Source organism: Halobacillus sp. Cin3, from assembly GCF_947311855.1.
GTDB classification, from domain to species: Bacteria; Bacillota; Bacilli; order Bacillales; family Halobacillaceae; genus Halobacillus; species Halobacillus kuroshimensis.
Genome location: NZ_CAMZMV010000010.1, coordinates 41,081 through 58,870 on the forward strand (window position 1 = coordinate 41,081; position 17,790 = coordinate 58,870).

The window sequence follows — 17,790 nt, forward strand, 5'->3', positions numbered from 1 at the left end:
AGTGCTTGCCCTTCCCTCCCTTGTATTAGAGTGATGAAAATTTCTCCAACATGAAAAAACCCGCGGAACGGGTTTTTTGTAAGTCTATCTCCTATTATAGCATAAAATCCACTCTACTATTCTTGAGCAATGAGTTCAAGCACTTGGGAAATCCCAAGATCTACAATAGCAAAGAACACAGCTACGAAAGCGACCGTTCCGAGAACGGTGATGGTGTAACGTGTCAGTTCCTGACCCTTCGGCCAGCTTACCTTCTTCATCTCCCGAGCTACATTCTTGAAGAACTTAAACATGCTGCAATACCCCCAAACTTGCGCCATCCGGCTGCTTCTCTACTTTGTCTCCTGGTGCAACGTATGTTTCCCGCAGTTTTTGCAGAACTTCCGTACCTCGAGACGTTCAGATTGGTTGGAACGATTTGTATATGAACTATAATTTCGATTGAGACATTCTGTACAAGCTAATATCACTTTTTTCCGCATTTCCGTCGCCTCTCTTTATAAGAGGTTTACACATACTCATTTAATGTAGCATTCAAAGGTTACCGTGTCAATGCAGCGTTCAGAGGGTGATTTCACTCACTTCCAAATACTTTTCGAGCTTTCTCTTCACCCGCTGCAGTGCATTATCGATAGACTTCACGTGTCTGTCGAGCTCTATTGAAATTTCCTGATAGGAACGTCCATCCAAGTACAGCGTGAGAACCTTTCTTTCCAGATCGCTCAGCAGCTCGGACATCTTCTCTTCCATATCGGCGAATTTTTCTTTATTCACAATTAATTCCTGAGGGTCAATGGCTTTGGAACCGGCGATGACATCAAGCAGTGTCCGGTCCGACTCTTCATCGTAAATCGGCTTGTCCAAAGAAACGTAGGAGTTTAAAGGGATATGCTTCTGTCTGGTGGCGGTTTTAATGGCGGTGATAATCTGACGGGTGACGCACAGTTCTGCAAATGCTTTAAAAGACGAGAGTCTGCCTTCACGATAATCGCGGATCGCTTTGTAAAGGCCTATCATACCTTCCTGAACAATATCTTCCCTGTCTGCTCCAATAAGAAAGTAGGTTCGAGCCTTTGCGCGAACAAAATTTTTGTACTTATTGATCAAATAGTCAAGCGCCTGGACCTGTCCTTGATTGATCCTTTCAACGATCGCTTCATCATCAAGCTTGCTAAGATCCAACTCACTGCTGCTTTTCTCCGTTTGTAAGATGCTCACACAGGATCCCTCCGACCGTGCTACCTAAATATAGCAATATTATACAGTAAGCGCTTGAAAAGCGTCAACAAGTTGTCAGAATTATTTATCTCCTCGCCGCCATTTCTCAAAGATTTCCCGCATCTCTTTGTCGATGGGAATCTTGGACTGATACGGGTATATATTGTGATTTTCTACATCTTTCTCAATCTGGTTTTCTATATTTCTCATTTCAATATAAAGTTCCCGGGCCGACTTCCGGAAAGCTCCCTGCCCGAAGATCGTCCGCTGCTCGGCATAATCCGATGTCGCCACATAGACTTGTGTGCGGACATCATTTAAATCACCGGCTAATTTTTCAATACGCTCATCAGCGGTTTCGTTTTCTTTTGTAAAGATGACTTCCACTTTGTAATTTTTTTGTTTTTTTTCGAGGCCGCGCACATGATAGGCGTCAAATACAATGATGATCCGGTCACCTGTATAGGATTGGTACTCGGCCATCATCTCAATTAATAGATCCCGGGCCTGCCCGAGATCCTTATCCCTTAATTTCACGAGTTCCGGCCAGGCTCCGATCATGTTATAGCCGTCAACAATTAGTACAACCATCTGTTACTCACCCAGCGGATACCGTTTGCGATGGACTTCATACATGAGGAGGGATGCGGCAACAGAAGCGTTCAAGGAGGTTACTCTGCCAGCCATCGGCAGACTGACGGTCCAGTCGCATTTGTCTTTGGTGAGACGACTCATTCCCCGGCCTTCACTTCCGATGACAAGGGCAATCGGCATACTGCCATCCAGCTGTCTGTAATCCTCCGTACCCTCTGCATCTGTGCCGACGACCCAGACGAACCGCTCCTTTAACTCATCAATGGTACGGGCAAGGTTCGTTACACGGGCGACAGGAATGTATTCAATCGCTCCTGTCGATGTTTTCGCCACGGTCGCCGTAAGAGCAACAGAGCGCCTTTTCGGAATGATCACTCCGTGAGCCCCTGCTGCATCTGCTGTCCGCAGAATCGATCCCAGATTATGAGGGTCTTCAATTTCATCACAGATGATGAAAAATGGTGCCTCTCCTTTTTCCTCAGCTTTAGCAAAAAGATCTTCAAGATCTGCATAATCATAAGCGGCAACAGAAGCAGCCACCCCTTGGTGGTTTCCGTCCACGAGCTGGTCGATTTTCTTTTTCGGTACCTTCTGAACATTGACACCCTGTTCTTTAGCCAGCTGCTCCAGCTTTTTAAAAGCCTGGTACTGGAGTTGATCGGATACCATCACCTTGTTGATGGAGCGTCCGGCTCTCAGCGCTTCCTGCACCGGATTCTTCCCTATGATCCATTCTCCGTTTGTCATGAATGCTCGCTCCTTTCTTCTACGTGCTTAATGGAATAGTCGATCAGAGTTTCCAGTCTCTCGGTACGACCGGACAAATACAAAAAGCCAAGTACAGCTTCAAAAGCTGTGGAATAACGATAGGTCTGGACATTCGTGCTTTTCGGGACGGAGCCGGATTTGGCATTGCGCCCCCGGCGGAGCACCCCTTCTTCTTCCTCCGTCAAAAGTCTATCCTCCTGCCAGGCTTGGACAACAGCAGCCTGCGATCCAGCTGATACGAACTGGACCGCCGCCTGATGAAGCTGCTGTGGTTTCACTTCTCCTTTCTCCAAAAGGTGATGCCTGACATACAATTCATATACGGAATCCCCCATATAGGCCAGGGCGAGACTCTTCATCTGTTTAACATCCTTCATGCTCTTCAGCCCCGCTTCCAGCGCGTTCCCTGTGAGGTATCCTCCAGGATAATATGACGGTCTTTCAACTCATCACGGATTTGGTCGGCACGCTCGAAGTTCCGGTCTTTCCTTGCTTGTTTACGCTCTTCAATTAAAGCATCGATTTCTTCATCAAGAAGGTCTGTTTCTTCTCCAATTTGAATGCCAAGCACACGCAGCAATTCCTCCAGCGTCTGTTCAAAGGCATCAAGCACATCGACATGTGTCTGACTTTCCTGAAGGTAAAGGTTGGCGGCCTTGGTCAGGTCGAAAATCACAGAAATTGCATTCGCTGTATTAAAGTCATCATCCATTTCTTTCATGAACTGCTCCTTGAATCCGTGTACCTTCTCCATCCACTCGTCACGATCTGCCTGCAGGCTCATCGACGTTTCTTTACGGTGGCGGATGTTTTCATAAGCGTTCTGAATCCGTTCAAAGCTGCTCTTCGCGCCTTTCAATAATTCATCACTGAAATTGATCGGGTGACGGTACTGAACACTCAGCATGAAGAAGCGAATGACTTTTGGATCATGCTTTTTCACAAGATCATGAGCAAGAATAAAGTTTCCGAGGGATTTCGACATTTTTTCGTTGTCGATATTAATATACCCATTATGCATCCAGTAACGAGCAAAGGATTCTCCGTTATGGGCTTCAGACTGTGCTATTTCGTTTTCATGGTGGGGGAAGGTAAGGTCCTGTCCGCCTGCATGAATATCAATCGTATCACCAAGATACTTTTTGGCCATAGCCGAGCATTCTATATGCCACCCCGGGCGTCCGGTGCCCCAGGGACTATCCCACGTAATTTCACCCGGCTTTGCATTTTTCCAAAGGGTAAAATCAAGCGGATCTTCTTTCTTATCCCCTACCTCAATGCGCGATCCGGAACGAAGCTCATCGACGGATTGATGAGAAAGTTTCCCGTAATTATCAAAGGATCGGGTGCGGAAATAAACATCTCCGCCTGCTTCATAGGCATACCCTTTATCAACAAGTCCTTGAATGAAGCTGATGATTTCCTCCATGTTTTCTGTTACCCGGGGATGATCGACGGCTTCTTTAACTCCAAGGGCACCAACATCTTCCTTATAGGCATCAATAAACCGGTTGGCGATTTCTGTCACACCTTCGCCCATTTCGTTGGCCGCTTTAATCAATTTGTCATCCACATCAGTAAAGTTGAGCACATAGTGCACATCATAGCCGCGGTATTCAAAATAACGGCGGACAGTATCGAAGACGATGGCCGGGCGCGCGTTTCCGATATGAATGTAGTTGTACACGGTGGGTCCGCACACATACATTTTCACCTTGCCTTCTTCAATGGGTGTAAATGGTTCTTTCTTACGCGTTAAAGTGTTATATACATTAATCGCCATTAGTCTTCACTCCTTCTTTCTCTTTCAGCTGATCACGCAGCTGCTGTAGTTCTTTTTCCAGATTGTTCAGCCGGTCATAAACAGGATCCGGCAGTTTATGGTGGTCGAGGTTTTTCTGGACTTTCCTGCCGTTCTGGATAACGACATGACCAGGGATCCCAACGACTGTGGAATTATCCGGGACATCTTTCAACACGACAGACCCTGCCCCTACCTTGGAATTCTCTCCTATAGTGATGGACCCAAGAACCTTCGCTCCTGTAGCAACAAGGGAGTTATCGAGCAGCGTTGGGTGCCGCTTCCCTTTCTCCTTCCCAGTTCCCCCGAGGGTCACGCCTTGGAATATCGTCACGTTATCACCGATTTCGCACGTTTCCCCGATGACGACTCCCATGCCGTGGTCAATGAAAAAGCGGCGGCCGATCTTCGCGCCCGGATGAATTTCAATACCGGTTAAGAAGCGGCTCCACTGGGAAATCAGCCGGGCAGGAAAAAAGAATTTCCTTTTGTGAAACGCATGGGCCACCCGGTGGCCCCAGATGGCGTGGAGGCCGGAATAGGTAAGAATGACTTCAATGTAAGAACGAGCAGCAGGATCCTGATCAAACACCACATCCACATCTTCCTTGAACATTTTAAAAAGCCCCATACTTGCTCCCTCCTTTGAATAACACAAAGCAGAAAAAAAGCGTCCCTGTGCCATAAGCACAGAGACGCTTGAACGTGGTTCCACTCTGTTTGGGAAACATGAAATCCTTTCCCCTCTCGAGCCTTGATAACGGAAGGCAGCCGCTTCCGCCTACTAACATTCAGCGGAAGACTCCGAGGTGCATTTCAAGGAACTCTCTCCAAATCACTTCCAGCCAAAGGTGATTCTCTCTGCAGAAGAGTGGTTCCTTTACTTCTCCTCATCAACGTTTCGTATAGGTAACTCTACTATATGATATTATTTCCTTCCTGTGAACGATTTAAGCTTGGCCTTTGCTTAATACATCGTTCAGTCGGACCGTAACGGTATCAAGTCCAAGCAGATGAATCGCGTTAGGAAGCTCCGGACCGTGTGTCTGACCGGTTGTAGCGACACGGATCGGCATGAAGAGTTTCTTCCCTTTATGGCCGGTTTCCTTCTGTACCGCTTTAATTTGTGCCTTAATATTGGCCGGTGTGAACTCTTCCAATTGCTGAAGGTTCTTTTTGAACGTTTCAAGCACCTCTGGCACCTGCTCGCCCTGAAGCACTTCCATAGCCGCTTCATCATACTGAATTTCCTGCTTGAAGAAGAGCTCTGTCAATTCGACAATTTCCGCACCGTAGTTCAACTGCTCCTGATAAAGGCCGATGAGTTCCTTCACCCATTGGCGATCCTCATCACTCATGTCTTCCGATACACGGCCGGCTTCCACGAGGTGAGGAAGAGCCAGTTCAACGACCTGATCAAGGTCAGCAGCTTTAATATACTGGTTGTTCATCCATTTCAGCTTCGCTGCATCAAATACGGCCGGGGACGTGGAAAGGCGCTCGGCATCAAAAATATCGATCAGCTGATCCTTTGTAAAGATTTCCTCTTCACCTACAGGGGACCAGCCCAGCAGGGTGATGAAGTTGAAAAGCGCTTCAGGCATATACCCCAGATCGTTGTATTGGGAAATGAACTGAAGAATGTGCTCATCACGCTTACTCAATTTTTTACGGTCTTCGTTCAGGATCAACGTCATATGACCGAATTTCGGAGCTTCCCATCCAAATGCTTCATAAACCATCATCTGCTTTGGTGTGTTGGAAATGTGTTCTTCTCCGCGCAGCACGTGAGTGATTTTCATTAGATAATCATCGATGGCTACAGCAAAGTTGTAGGTCGGTGTACCGTTTTTCTTAACGATGACCCAGTCTCCAAAGTCGCTGGATTCAAACGTGATGTCTCCACGTACAATGTCGTTGAACGTGTACGTATGATTCTCCGGCACACGCAGGCGGATACTCGGCTCACGGCCTTCGGCTTCAAATTCCGCCATTTGTTCCTCTGTCAGGCTGCTGTGCGCTCCGGAATACTTAGGAGCCTCTCCGCGGGCCATCTGAGCCTCACGTTCCGCTTCCAGTTCTTCAGACGTCATATAGCACTTGTAGGCAAGTCCGCGCTCCATCAGCTCATCGACATATTTCTTGTAAATGTCCAGACGTTCCATCTGACGGTAAGGGCCGTACTCCCCACCAAGGTTCGGACTTTCTTCCCATTCAATCCCGAGCCATTTCAAATAATCCAGCTGGCTTTGCTCGCCGCCTTTTACATTCCGTTTTTCGTCTGTATCCTCGATACGAACGACCATTTTCCCTCCTGCATTTTTAGCAAACAGGTAATTGAACAGAGCTGTTCGGGCATTTCCGATATGAAGATACCCCGTTGGACTTGGTGCATACCGCACACGTACTTCGTTTGTCATAATTGTTCTCCTTTCCGGTAACCGGTCATAATCCTTGACTCATTTTATCATTTTTTGCTTAGGATTGTGGATTATTTTGCAACAGAACAACCGCCTGGGCCGCGATTCCTTCTTTTCGTCCGGCAAAACCAAGCTTCTCTGTTGTAGTCGCTTTGACATTGATGAGATCTTTTTCGGTCTGGAGTAGATCCGCAATGTTTTCTCTGATTTGTTCAATATAAGGGGCCATTTTCGGTGCCTGGGCAATCACGGTACAGTCCATATTCCCAAGCGTATATCCCTTTTTCTCGATGATCTTCCATACATGCTGGAGAAGACGGCCGGAGTCTGCATCCTTGAACTCCGGATCGGTATCCGGAAAATGTCTGCCGATATCTCCTTCTCCAACGGCTCCAAGACAAGCATCCGCGATGGTATGAAGCAGAACATCGGCATCCGAGTGTCCGAGGAGTCCTTTTTCATAAGGGATTTCAATTCCCCCGATGATGCATGGACGACCTTCTGTCAGCTGGTGCACATCAAAACCTTGTCCGATTCGAAACATTGAATGTGTCTCCTTTTCCTTTTGGTTATTCAAATAGGCTTCTGCCTTATGTAAGTCTTCAGGAGTTGTCAGCTTAATATTGTCATAACTTCCCTGGACGACTGCCACTTCTTTACCTGACTGTTCCACTAACGATGCATCATCTGTACCATAGTATCCACGTTCCTGCGCTTCTTCATGCGCTTTGGTAATCAGATCATACTGAAAAGCCTGCGGTGTCTGTGCAGCCCACAGTTTGTTACGGTCGAGGGTTGTAAGCGTCCTCCCCTCTTTCTGTTTAATCGTATCCGTGACCGGAACAGCCAGCAGCGCTGCCCCTTTTTCCACAGCTGTTTCTGCTAATTGATGTAGACTTTCCTCCATAACAAAAGGACGCGCGCCGTCATGGATCAGTACAGGGATGTCTTTCCTCTGCACGACAGAGAGTCCGGCATGTACACTGTCCTGCCGTTCTGCTCCCCCATTCACAGCCTTGATGGGTGTGGTTGAAGGAAAATGCTCAAGCAGTCTCTCCATCTGATCCTGCTCCTGTTTATTCGTAACGAGAATGATTTCCCCGCACCAGTCATCTTGTTCAAAGACAGCCAGAGTATGAAGGATCAGAGGTTTATCATTAATATTAATAAATTGTTTATTGTGACCTGCACCCATCCGCTTTCCTTGTCCGGCCGCAAGCACAATCGCTGTGTATTTTATCATAATAGCCACCTTGAGCGAGATAGTGTTGTGAAATTCCCCATAAAAGAACAAAAGCGATAACATACGCGTTATCACTTTTGTATTTCTCTATTTAGTTTATACCGTTTTTAAAGGGCTTTTTCAAGTGATTTAGGCTTTGCGAAAATCATACGGCCCGCTGATGTCTGAAGGACACTGGTGACCACAACTTCGATCGTCTTACCGATGAAGTCTTTGCCTTCCTCAACGACAATCATTGTTCCGTCATCCAGATAAGCGACACCCTGATTCTGTTCTTTCCCGTCTTTGATCACCTGGATGGTCATTTCCTCACCAGGTAGAACGACAGGCTTCACAGCATTTGCAAGATCATTGATGTTCAGCACCTGAACATTTTGAAACTCACAGACTTTATTTAAGTTGAAATCATTGGTCACGACAATACCATTCGTGACTTTAGCGAGTTTGACGAGCTTGCTGTCCACTTCCTGAATCTCTTCAAAGTCACCTTCATAGATTTCCACATTAACAGGAAGATCCTTCTGCAGTCGGTTCAGAATATCCAAACCTCTGCGTCCGCGGTTTCTTTTCAGTCCGTCAGAGGAATCGGCAATGTGCTGAAGTTCTTCAAGAACAAACTGAGGAATCACGATCGTACCTTCCAAAAAGTGAGTTTCACAGATATCTGCGATTCTACCATCAATAATGACACTGGTATCAAGAATCTTCTGCTTTGGAATCAACGACTCATCCACGGCCGTGCCGGAAGAGCCTTCCGCTTCCTCGTCCGCTTTTTTATCCTTTTTGGAAACAAGGTTCAAAAATTCATCTTTACGCTTAAATCCGACCTGAAAACCGAGGTAGCCAAGCAGAACGGTAAGAGCAATCGGTACGACCTGGTTGATGACCTGGATTTGAATATCCTGGACAAACACATTAATCAAATACGCGATCAGCAGCCCAACGATTAAACCTAAACTTCCGAACAGTAAATCAGCGACAGGTGCCCGGACAAGAGAATCCTCCACCCATCGAATGAAATCGACAATATAATCTACGATCCAGAATGTTAATAAAAATAAAATAAGTGCTCCTATTACAGCTCCCATGACAGCTTGAATCCAGGTCTGCCACGTAAGCCCCATGGTTGTAAACAGTTCAGGGAAATAGAGGTAACCGATGGTTCCGCCGGTAATAACAATAAATAACTGTACAATACGTTTAAGCACTTGTATTCACCTCCTCAAACACAGTATGACCAAACCTCACAACCATTAATCATATAAAAAGGAATGATGGTCTTAAACTTAGCACAACTTCCATTTTTAGTCAATGAGCAAAACATTCATCATACCATATTTATTTTAAATAAGTCAATGTTCTTATATATGACGGTCTACAAACAGTTGTTCCTGTATGCGGTCGAGTCCGTCTCTGATTTTTGCTGCCCGGATTTCTCCGACACCATCCACTTTGACAAGTTCTTTTGGGGATGCCTGGATCAGATCATCCAGGGTGCTGAATCGCTGCACCAGGTGTTCAATAATTAAAAACGGAAGACGCGGAATTCGGCTGAGAATCCGGTAGCCTCGTGGATGAACCGCATCAGAAAGCTTCGTTCCCGTTGAATACCCCAGTAGTTTTAATACCTGCTCATCGGATAGAAGTTCCGGATTGGACACTTCCTGCATCTTCTTTAACATATAGTAGGGTTCATAATCCGGCCGGCGGCTGTAATCCTTCATGAGGAGCTCTGCCTCTTCCTCAATGTTGGAGACCAGTTCCGTGAGCTGGAGCTGGATCAGACGTCCTTCGATTCCAAGCTCATTCACATAGTTTAATATTTCTGTCTTTGTGCGGAGAACCATTTCAATCCGGTGTACAACCTGGACCACTTCGGAAAAGGAAACCATGTTCTCGAATTCCATGGCTCCAAGGTTGGTGACGCTTTGGTCGAGCACATTTTTATACTTTTCCAATGTCTGAATCGCTTGATTCGCCTTAGTCAGGATGACACCGATGTCTTTCAAGGAATAACGGAGCGACCCTTTATACAGCGTTATGACATTCCTCCGCTGGGAGATGGCAATCACAAGCGAACCTGTCTGCTTGGCCACCCGCTCAGCTGTCCGGTGACGCATCCCTGTTTCATTGGAGAGGATATCAGGGTTCGGCATTAACTGGGCATTCGCGTATAAAATTTTCGTACCTTCATCATTAAGGATGAGCGCTCCGTCCATTTTGGCGAGTTCATATAAGTGCGCCGGTGTGAAATCTGACTGGATGTGAAAACCACCATCCACGAGCTCCCGCATACCGTCTCCATAGCCCAGAACGATCAAGCCCCCCGTATTTGCACGGAGGACATTGTCAATGCCGTCCCTGAGTGGTGTCCCGGGAGCCACCAGCTTCAAAATGTCTCCAATTCCGTTTTCCTTGATTTCGTGCCATTCCATTTATGTGTCCCCCAATGTGACCTTCATAGCTTCCTGGACGGTGCTGACTCCGATCACTTCAATCTGGGAGGGCGGGGTCCAGCCATCCATGTTCTTTTTAGGAATGATGACCCGCTTGAAACCAAGCTTAGCCGCTTCCTGAACACGCTGTTCAATCCTTGCTACACGACGGATTTCGCCGGTCAGCCCCACTTCCCCTACAACGACATCATCCCCATTGGACGACTGGTTGCGGAAGCTTGAGGCAATGCTGATCGCCACGCCAAGGTCAATGGCGGGTTCATCCAGTTTGACACCACCGGCGACTTTGACATAAGCATCCTGGTTTTGGAGCAGAAGACCTGCCCGTTTCTCAAGAACCGCCATAAGCAGCGGCACCCGGCTGTTATCAAGTCCCGTCGCCATACGCCTCGGATTCCCGTAGGCCGTTGGTGAAATGAGGGCCTGGATTTCAACAAGCACGGGTCTCGTTCCTTCCATGGAAGCAACAACAATTGAACCGGCTGCCCCCTGGGACCGCTCCTCAAGAAAGATCTCCGAAGGGTTGAGCACTTCTTCAAGTCCTTTTTCCTTCATTTCGAATATACCCATTTCGTGCGTGCTTCCGAAGCGGTTTTTCACACTTCTCAAAATACGGAAGGTGTGATGGCGCTCTCCTTCAAAATAAAGAACGGCATCCACCATATGCTCCAGAAGCCGTGGGCCCGCGATGGATCCTTCTTTAGTAACATGCCCCACAATAAAAATCGGGATACCTTTGCTTTTGGCAATTCTCATCAACTGACTCGTACATTCCCTCACCTGGGAAACGCTCCCTGGAGCAGATGTGACATCCTCTTTGAATATCGTCTGTATCGAGTCAATGACGACGAACTTCGGATCGATCTGTTCAATCTGGTTCGTCACGTCCTGGAGATTCGTCTCAGACAATACATAAAGCTCGTCAGATGTGATGCCTAAACGTTCCGCCCTCAGCTTCGTCTGCCGGGGAGATTCTTCCCCTGATATGTAGAGGACCGGAAAATCCTTATCAGCGATTTGTGCGGAAACCTGAAGGAGTAATGTTGACTTACCGATACCCGGGTCTCCCCCGATTAAAACTAAGGAGCCTGCTACAATACCGCCGCCGAGCACGCGGTTGAATTCAGGCATATCTGTCGGCAGCCGTGGTTCCTTCTGTGATTTGATCTGTGTAATTTTTTCAGGTTTTGCCGTTGCAGAAGTGGAACTGGTCTGGAAGACGTGACGGGAATTGGCAGCCGGAGCCGACATTTCCTCCACGAGCGTGTTCCATTGATGGCACGCAGGGCATTTCCCCATCCATTTCGGTGTTTCATATCCACATTCCTGGCAGACAAACTTTGTCTTTCTTTTTGCCAAGAGATCACCTCTTCTATTCCTATGAGTGTATACGAAAAAGATTGTGAGGAAGTTTCACAGTCTTATCATTTTTATTAAATGTTGTGATTCAAATCATACCGGAATAAGAAAAAAATCGGAAGGCAGACACCTTCCGATTCTTTACTCATGCAGTCAGCTTGTTGAAGACTCCTGCTGCGTATGAACGACGAAGTTCTTGTCATCGTCCAGATCAATTTTAACTTTTTGGCCTTTAGCGATGTTTTCCTTAAGAAGCTCTTCAGATAACAGATCCTCGACGTTTTTCTGGATGGAGCGTCGCAGTGGTCTTGCTCCATACTCCGGATCAAAGCCGGAATCTGCAATATAAGTGATTGCTGCGTCTGTAAGCGTAAAGTCGATTTCCTGCTCCAACAGGCGTTTTCTGAGCTCTTCAGCCATAAGAACAACGATGTCCTTCATGTGTTTCTTCTCAAGAGAATGGAAGACGATTGTCTCGTCGATACGGTTCAGGAATTCAGGACGGAAAGCTTTCTTCAAAGCATCCGTAACCTTGGACTTCATGTCCTTGTAATCCTGGTCCGCCTCTCCCATAGAGAATCCAACATATTTATTCTGCTTAAGCTCCTGGGCTCCAACGTTGGATGTCATAATCAGCACCGTGTTACGGAAATCAACGACACGGCCCTTGGAATCTGTCAAACGACCATCTTCCAGAACCTGGAGAAGGATGTTGAAGACTTCCGGGTGTGCCTTTTCAATTTCATCCAGCAGAACGACGGAGTAAGGCTTGTTACGCACTTTCTCAGTCAGCTGTCCGCCTTCTTCGTAGCCGACATAACCTGGAGGAGATCCGACCAGACGGGACGTGCTGTGTTTTTCCATGTACTCGGACATGTCGATACGGATCATGGCATCTTCCTCGCCGAACATGCTTTCTGCAAGGGCGCGGGCGAGTTCTGTTTTACCGACACCTGTAGGTCCAAGGAAAATGAAGGAACCGATTGGACGCTTCGGATCTTTCAAACCGGCACGGGCACGGCGGATCGCCTTGGAAATGGCCTTCACGGCTTCTTCCTGACCAATGACACGGTTGTGAAGCGTATCTTCAAGATTCAACAGGCGCTCACTTTCATCTTTCGTCATCTTGGAAACAGGAACGCCGGTCCAAACAGAAACGACGGCTGCGATATCTTCAACAGTTACCTCAGAGTCTTCCTGTCCCTGCTTTTCCTTCCATTCGTCTTTCGTCTGCTCCAGTTCATCACGAAGGCGCTGCTCGCTGTCACGCAGGGAAGCGGCCTTTTCGAATTCCTGGCTTTGTACCGCTGCATCTTTCTCCTTGCGAACTTCCTCCAGCTTCTGTTCGAGCTCTTTTAAGTTCGGTGGAGCCGTGTAGGAACGCAGCCGCACTTTGGATGCTGCTTCATCAATCAAATCAATCGCTTTATCCGGAAGGAACCGGTCGGTGATGTAACGATCGGAAAAACGGACGGCAGAATCAATGGATTCATCTGTAATCGTTACACGGTGGTGCGCTTCATAGCGGTCACGCAGTCCTTGAAGGATCTGTACAGACTCATCAAGCGTCGGCTCATCCACCTGAATCGGCTGGAAACGGCGCTCAAGAGCTGCATCCTTTTCAATGTACTTACGGTACTCATCAAGTGTCGTAGCTCCGATACACTGCAGCTCACCACGGGCAAGCGACGGTTTAAGGATGTTGGAAGCGTCAATGGCACCTTCAGCACCACCGGCGCCGATCAGCGTGTGAAGCTCATCAATGAATAAAATGATATTGCCCGCCTGACGGATTTCCTCCATCACTTTTTTCAGACGGTCTTCAAATTCACCGCGGTATTTCGTACCAGCGACAACGGTTCCCATATCAAGCGTCATGACGCGTTTTTCACGAAGGATTTCGGGCACCTCGTTATTCATGATCTGCTGGGCAAGACCTTCAGCGATAGCGGTCTTACCAACACCAGGCTCACCTACAAGAACAGGGTTGTTCTTCGTACGGCGGCTTAATACTTGAATCACGCGCTCAATTTCCTTGCTGCGGCCGATGACCGGATCAATATTCCCTTCCTTGGCAATAGCCGTTAAGTCACGGGCAAGGGAGTCAAGGGTCGGTGTATTCGCATTCGCCGCCTGAGCTCCTGAGCCGCCGCCTCTGCGGTTCTGACCGCCGGTGGACTCATTGTTCCCAAGCAGTTGAAGAACCTGCTGACGGGCTTTATTCAAGCTTACACCAAGGTTGTTCAATACGCGGGCCGCAACTCCTTCTCCTTCGCGGATCAAACCGAGAAGAATGTGTTCGGTTCCGACATAGGAATGACCAAGCTTGCGTGCTTCATCCATGGAAAGCTCAATCACCTTTTTCGCACGCGGCGTATAGTGAATCGTCTGGGATACTTTCTCTCCCTTGCCGATTAACTTCTCGACTTCCTGCTGAATTTTAGAGGATTCCAGACCTAAAGCCGTTAAAGCTTTGGCTGCAATGCCTTCCCCTTCACTGACAAGTCCAAGCAGAATGTGTTCTGTTCCAATATTGTTGTGTCCTAAACGGACGGCTTCTTCCTGCGCTAAAGCAAGTACTTTCTGTGCTCTTTCTGTAAATCGCCCAAACATCATGGACATTCCCTCCTAACATTATTCTTTATGCTCAAGCTGGAGCCTCTCACGGATAAGCGAAGCTCTCCTTACATCCCTCTCATCAGGGGATAACGATGTTTCAGCGTATTGCTGAAGGAAGCCCGGCTGGGTCAAAATCACCAATTCATTCAAAATGGTTCTTGGAATATGATCAATGAGCCCAAGATCGATACCGAGCCGCAGGTCGGACAGACATTTCGCCGCCTCTTTCGATTCGATGATGCGGCTGTTTGTTAACACCCCGTACGACCGGAAAATTCGATCCTCCAGACGGATACTGGAGCGGTGCATCAACGTCTCTCTTGCTTTCCTCTCCTGGTCGATCAGCTGCTTCACGACACTATGGAGATCTTCCACAATGTCCTCCTCCGACTTTCCGAGAGTAATCTGGTTGGATATTTGAAAAATGCTGCCCAGTGCTTCACTGCCTTCCCCGTAAATGCCTCTTACCACCAGACCCAGCTGGTTAATCGCCGGAATCATCCGGTTGATCTGCTGGGTCATCGATAAAGCAGGGAGGTGCATCATTACGGAAGCCCTCATCCCCGTACCTACGTTTGTAGGACAGGCGGTAAGATATCCTCGGTTTTCATCAAAGGCATAATCTACTTTTTCCTCGAGCCAGTCATCAAGCTGACTCGCCTGTTCCAGTGCTTTATCAAGCTGAAAACCCGGGAAATATAATTGTATGCGTACATGGTCTTCTTCATTAACCATGATGGAGACCTGTTCATTTTGAGAAATCAGTGTGGCTGAGTTTTCTGAGTGCTCAGCAAGGTGAGGGCTGATTAAGTGCTTTTCTACAAGCACCCTTTTCTCAACAGGTTGAAGGTCCCGCATCCGGACCAATTCAAAATCCTTATAGTCCCGGAAAGACGTCTGCTGAAAATTTTCTTCAAAATAAGCCAGGACCTTACTTAACGTGTCCTCCTTTGCGATGATAGGGAAAGGATGTTCTGCAAAATTCCGGGCGAGGCGTATGCGGCTGCTCATCACAATATCGCTGTCCGGTCCCTCCTGTTTCATCCATGGGCTGATGGCTTCATTGATAAACTGCTTCAGGGACATTACTCTTCACCACCCTCATCCTGATGAAGTTCGTTCTCTAATGAACGTATCTTATCTCTACATTTCGCTGCTTCTTCAAATTCTTCCTGCTCGATTAATTGTCGAAGATTAATTTTATATTCTTCGATTTCTTTTTTCAGATGAAGGTTTCCGCCTTCTCTCTTTGGAATCTTCCCATCATGACGGGTATTCCCGCTGTGTACACGTCTTAAAATCGGGTTAAGCCGATCATCAAATGTTTCATAACAGACAGCACAGCCGAATTTGCCGATTCTGGCAAATTCATTATAAGTAAGTCCGCAGTTCGGACATTTTAGAGTTTCTTTTTTAGGATACGTTTGAGGACTCTGCCCCTTAAATGGAGAAGGGCCCTCAGAATGAAAAAGACCGGAAAGCAGATCGTTCAGCGAAAAATTTTCTTCACCATAATTCATATAGCCATTTTCCTTTGCACACTGCTCACAGACGTGAATCTCTGTCTTCTGACCATTCACAACCTGCGTCAGATGCACCGTTGCCGGGCGCTGATGACACTCCTGGCATTCCATCTGAATCTCTCCCTTCCGTCAGCATTTGTATTTAAGGGTAAATAACATCGCCTTCATAATCCGCGATCGAATTTCATCCCGGACAGGCAGAGGGAAAGCCAGCACATCCCGGTCAATGACACTTTGGAGAAGTTTCCCTTCTCTTAACGTAATCACATCAAATTCTACGAGACGCGCAAGAACGTCCTCCGCCTGAGACTGAGAGACACGAGGGTGAATGAGGTGCATCACATCTTCGATCATTTCAGAATCCTTGCGATGCTGGATCCGGCTGATGCGGATATACCCTCCACCTCCACGTTTACTTTCTACGATATAACCCTTTTCCACTGTAAAACGTGTCTTAATCACATAATTGATTTGAGATGGAACACATTGAAACCTTTCCGCCAGTTCGCTTCGCTTAATTTCAATGATCTGCTTTTGACTTTGATCCAGTATACCTTTTAAATAATCCTCAATGACATCGGATATGTTCCGCATCGCCCCTCCCCCTTCTTCTGACTTTGACTATCTTTGACTTTAATTTTATTATACTCAAATTTTATCCGTACGCAACCATCTTGTTTGTTTGATACACACCATCTATGTTTCCCCGATTGAACTTGAATTAAAACAAAAAATCTACACAGATGTCTGTGTAGATTTCATTACCGATCATGACCGCAGCCTTCCACTCCATCAATAGATGTAATCTCCGCCAGCAGCTTTGAACGATCGAGCCCGGGCTTTTTTTCAATCTGAACGATCACTCTCTTCTGCTCCCCATCAAGAGCCGTTACATCCAAACTACGGATGTCCACGTCCTCCTGTTCAAACAAAGAAAGCAGCTGATGAATCTGCAGATCTTTTTTAATTGTAATGTGGTACGTAGGGCCGCCGTTTAATTTCTCTTTTTCTACTTTGTTTAAAAGGATCAGACTGATCAGCACAAACAGAGTGGTTACTGTCGCAACATCGTACATTCCCGCTCCAACAACGAGACCGATCCCAGCCACCGTCCAAATAGAGGCAGCTGTTGTCAGCCCCCGGATGGTCATGCCGTTGACGATGATCGTACCCGCTCCCAAAAAGCCGATGCCACTGATCACATAAGATGGAATACGGGCAGGATCAAAGCGCACATGGTCATATTCCTCTATGAACGCTTGAAATCCATATAGAGAAAGGAGCATCATCATACAGGCGCCCACCCCCACAAGGATATGCGTCCGGAATCCAGCGGAATGGTTTTTCAATTCCCTCTCAAAACCAATGAGTCCTGCTAATAGTAATGCGAAAAATAATCGAAAGATGAACATAAGTATATCTTCATGGAAAAAGTAGGACCAACTCATGGATAACCTCCTTTTTAAACAATATATTCTTAATAGAAAAAAACCAGAAGTATTTACTTCTGGTTTTCTGGTTGACGTGGCAGCGTCCTACTCTCACGGGGGTAAACCCGACTACCATCGGCGCTGAAGAGCTTAACTACTGTGTTCGGCATGGGAACAGGTGTGACCTCTTCGCCTTCACCACCACATCAATATAAAGTTTGAGGTGAACCCTCAAAACTGGATAAGGAAACAACTATTGATTAAACATCATTCACGAAGTATATATAGATAAGTCATCGATCCATTAGTATCCGTCAGCTCCACGTGTCACCACGCTTCCACCTCGGACCTATCAACCT

The 17,790-nt window shown here is 47.1% G+C and carries 18 protein-coding genes, 1 rRNA gene and 1 other annotated feature; all 19 genes read right to left on the reverse strand.

The genetic code is table 11. From position 1 onward, the window contains the following. Positions 1 to 116 precede the first annotated feature (116 nt). Positions 117 to 293 carry a preprotein translocase subunit SecE gene (gene secE / locus QMA39_RS18980; RefSeq protein WP_027953438.1) on the reverse strand — a complete coding sequence of 59 codons (177 nt, stop codon included), beginning with the start codon at positions 291 to 293 and terminating at the stop codon, positions 117 to 119. Positions 294 to 332: 39 nt separating this feature from the next. Then, a complete protein-coding gene (gene rpmG, locus QMA39_RS18985) occupies positions 333 to 482 on the reverse strand; it encodes a 50S ribosomal protein L33 (protein WP_084162932.1) in 150 nt (49 codons plus the stop codon). A gap of 79 nt (positions 483 to 561) precedes the next feature. Beyond that, positions 562 to 1,218, reverse strand: coding sequence for an RNA polymerase sporulation sigma factor SigH (gene sigH / locus QMA39_RS18990; protein ID WP_027953439.1), 657 nt, complete (start codon positions 1,216 to 1,218; stop codon positions 562 to 564). Positions 1,219 to 1,299: 81 nt separating this feature from the next. After that, positions 1,300 to 1,809 (reverse strand): NYN domain-containing protein, encoded by a 510-nt coding sequence (locus tag QMA39_RS18995; RefSeq protein WP_281659548.1) that lies wholly within the window; start codon positions 1,807 to 1,809, stop codon positions 1,300 to 1,302. Between the two features lie 3 nt (positions 1,810 to 1,812). Continuing rightward, positions 1,813 to 2,559: a 23S rRNA (guanosine(2251)-2'-O)-methyltransferase RlmB gene (gene rlmB, locus QMA39_RS19000; protein ID WP_281659549.1), complete on the reverse strand. Its 747-nt coding sequence runs from the start codon at positions 2,557 to 2,559 to the stop codon at positions 1,813 to 1,815. Next, entirely contained in the window at positions 2,556 to 2,957 is a 402-nt protein-coding gene (locus QMA39_RS19005; RefSeq protein ID WP_027953442.1) for a Mini-ribonuclease 3, read from the reverse strand. The genes rlmB and QMA39_RS19005 overlap by 4 nt, the downstream gene beginning before the upstream one ends. A gap of 5 nt (positions 2,958 to 2,962) precedes the next feature. Beyond that, the gene (gene cysS, locus QMA39_RS19010) at positions 2,963 to 4,363 is read right to left on the reverse strand and encodes a cysteine--tRNA ligase (protein ID WP_206936257.1); all 1,401 of its coding nucleotides are present in this window, start codon (positions 4,361 to 4,363) and stop codon (positions 2,963 to 2,965) included. After that, positions 4,353 to 5,012 carry a serine O-acetyltransferase gene (cysE, locus tag QMA39_RS19015; protein ID WP_206936259.1) on the reverse strand — a complete coding sequence of 220 codons (660 nt, stop codon included), beginning with the start codon at positions 5,010 to 5,012 and terminating at the stop codon, positions 4,353 to 4,355. Before cysE ends, cysS begins: the two co-directional genes overlap by 11 nt. Before the next feature lie 57 nt (positions 5,013 to 5,069). Then, positions 5,070 to 5,287, reverse strand: a binding site (T-box leader). Between the two features lie 44 nt (positions 5,288 to 5,331). Beyond that, on the reverse strand, positions 5,332 to 6,801 hold the full coding sequence (gltX, locus tag QMA39_RS19020; RefSeq protein WP_027953445.1) for a glutamate--tRNA ligase: 1,470 nt from the start codon (positions 6,799 to 6,801) through the stop codon (positions 5,332 to 5,334). 58 nt (positions 6,802 to 6,859) lie between these two features. After that, positions 6,860 to 8,107, reverse strand: a complete 1,248-nt coding sequence (locus QMA39_RS19025) for a bifunctional 2-C-methyl-D-erythritol 4-phosphate cytidylyltransferase/2-C-methyl-D-erythritol 2,4-cyclodiphosphate synthase (protein WP_348646638.1) — start codon at positions 8,105 to 8,107, stop codon at positions 6,860 to 6,862. A gap of 44 nt (positions 8,108 to 8,151) precedes the next feature. After that, positions 8,152 to 9,252 carry a PIN/TRAM domain-containing protein gene (locus QMA39_RS19030; protein WP_027953447.1) on the reverse strand — a complete coding sequence of 367 codons (1,101 nt, stop codon included), beginning with the start codon at positions 9,250 to 9,252 and terminating at the stop codon, positions 8,152 to 8,154. Between the two features lie 153 nt (positions 9,253 to 9,405). Beyond that, positions 9,406 to 10,479 (reverse strand): DNA integrity scanning diadenylate cyclase DisA, encoded by a 1,074-nt coding sequence (gene disA, locus QMA39_RS19035; RefSeq protein WP_027953448.1) that lies wholly within the window; start codon positions 10,477 to 10,479, stop codon positions 9,406 to 9,408. Next, a complete protein-coding gene (radA, locus tag QMA39_RS19040) occupies positions 10,480 to 11,859 on the reverse strand; it encodes a DNA repair protein RadA (RefSeq protein WP_027953449.1) in 1,380 nt (459 codons plus the stop codon). Between the two features lie 153 nt (positions 11,860 to 12,012). Then, positions 12,013 to 14,475 carry an ATP-dependent protease ATP-binding subunit ClpC gene (gene clpC, locus QMA39_RS19045; protein WP_027953450.1) on the reverse strand — a complete coding sequence of 821 codons (2,463 nt, stop codon included), beginning with the start codon at positions 14,473 to 14,475 and terminating at the stop codon, positions 12,013 to 12,015. A gap of 18 nt (positions 14,476 to 14,493) precedes the next feature. Next, a complete protein-coding gene (locus QMA39_RS19050) occupies positions 14,494 to 15,564 on the reverse strand; it encodes a protein arginine kinase (protein WP_027953451.1) in 1,071 nt (356 codons plus the stop codon). Continuing rightward, positions 15,564 to 16,112: a UvrB/UvrC motif-containing protein gene (locus tag QMA39_RS19055; protein ID WP_206936263.1), complete on the reverse strand. Its 549-nt coding sequence runs from the start codon at positions 16,110 to 16,112 to the stop codon at positions 15,564 to 15,566. The genes QMA39_RS19050 and QMA39_RS19055 overlap by 1 nt, the downstream gene beginning before the upstream one ends. A gap of 18 nt (positions 16,113 to 16,130) precedes the next feature. Next, positions 16,131 to 16,595 carry a CtsR family transcriptional regulator gene (locus QMA39_RS19060; RefSeq protein WP_027953453.1) on the reverse strand — a complete coding sequence of 155 codons (465 nt, stop codon included), beginning with the start codon at positions 16,593 to 16,595 and terminating at the stop codon, positions 16,131 to 16,133. Positions 16,596 to 16,762: 167 nt separating this feature from the next. Beyond that, positions 16,763 to 17,449 carry an MgtC/SapB family protein gene (locus QMA39_RS19065; protein ID WP_027953454.1) on the reverse strand — a complete coding sequence of 229 codons (687 nt, stop codon included), beginning with the start codon at positions 17,447 to 17,449 and terminating at the stop codon, positions 16,763 to 16,765. Between the two features lie 74 nt (positions 17,450 to 17,523). Further along, positions 17,524 to 17,637: ribosomal RNA gene (gene rrf, locus QMA39_RS19070) — 5S ribosomal RNA — on the reverse strand. Between the last annotated feature and the right edge of the window lie 153 nt (positions 17,638 to 17,790).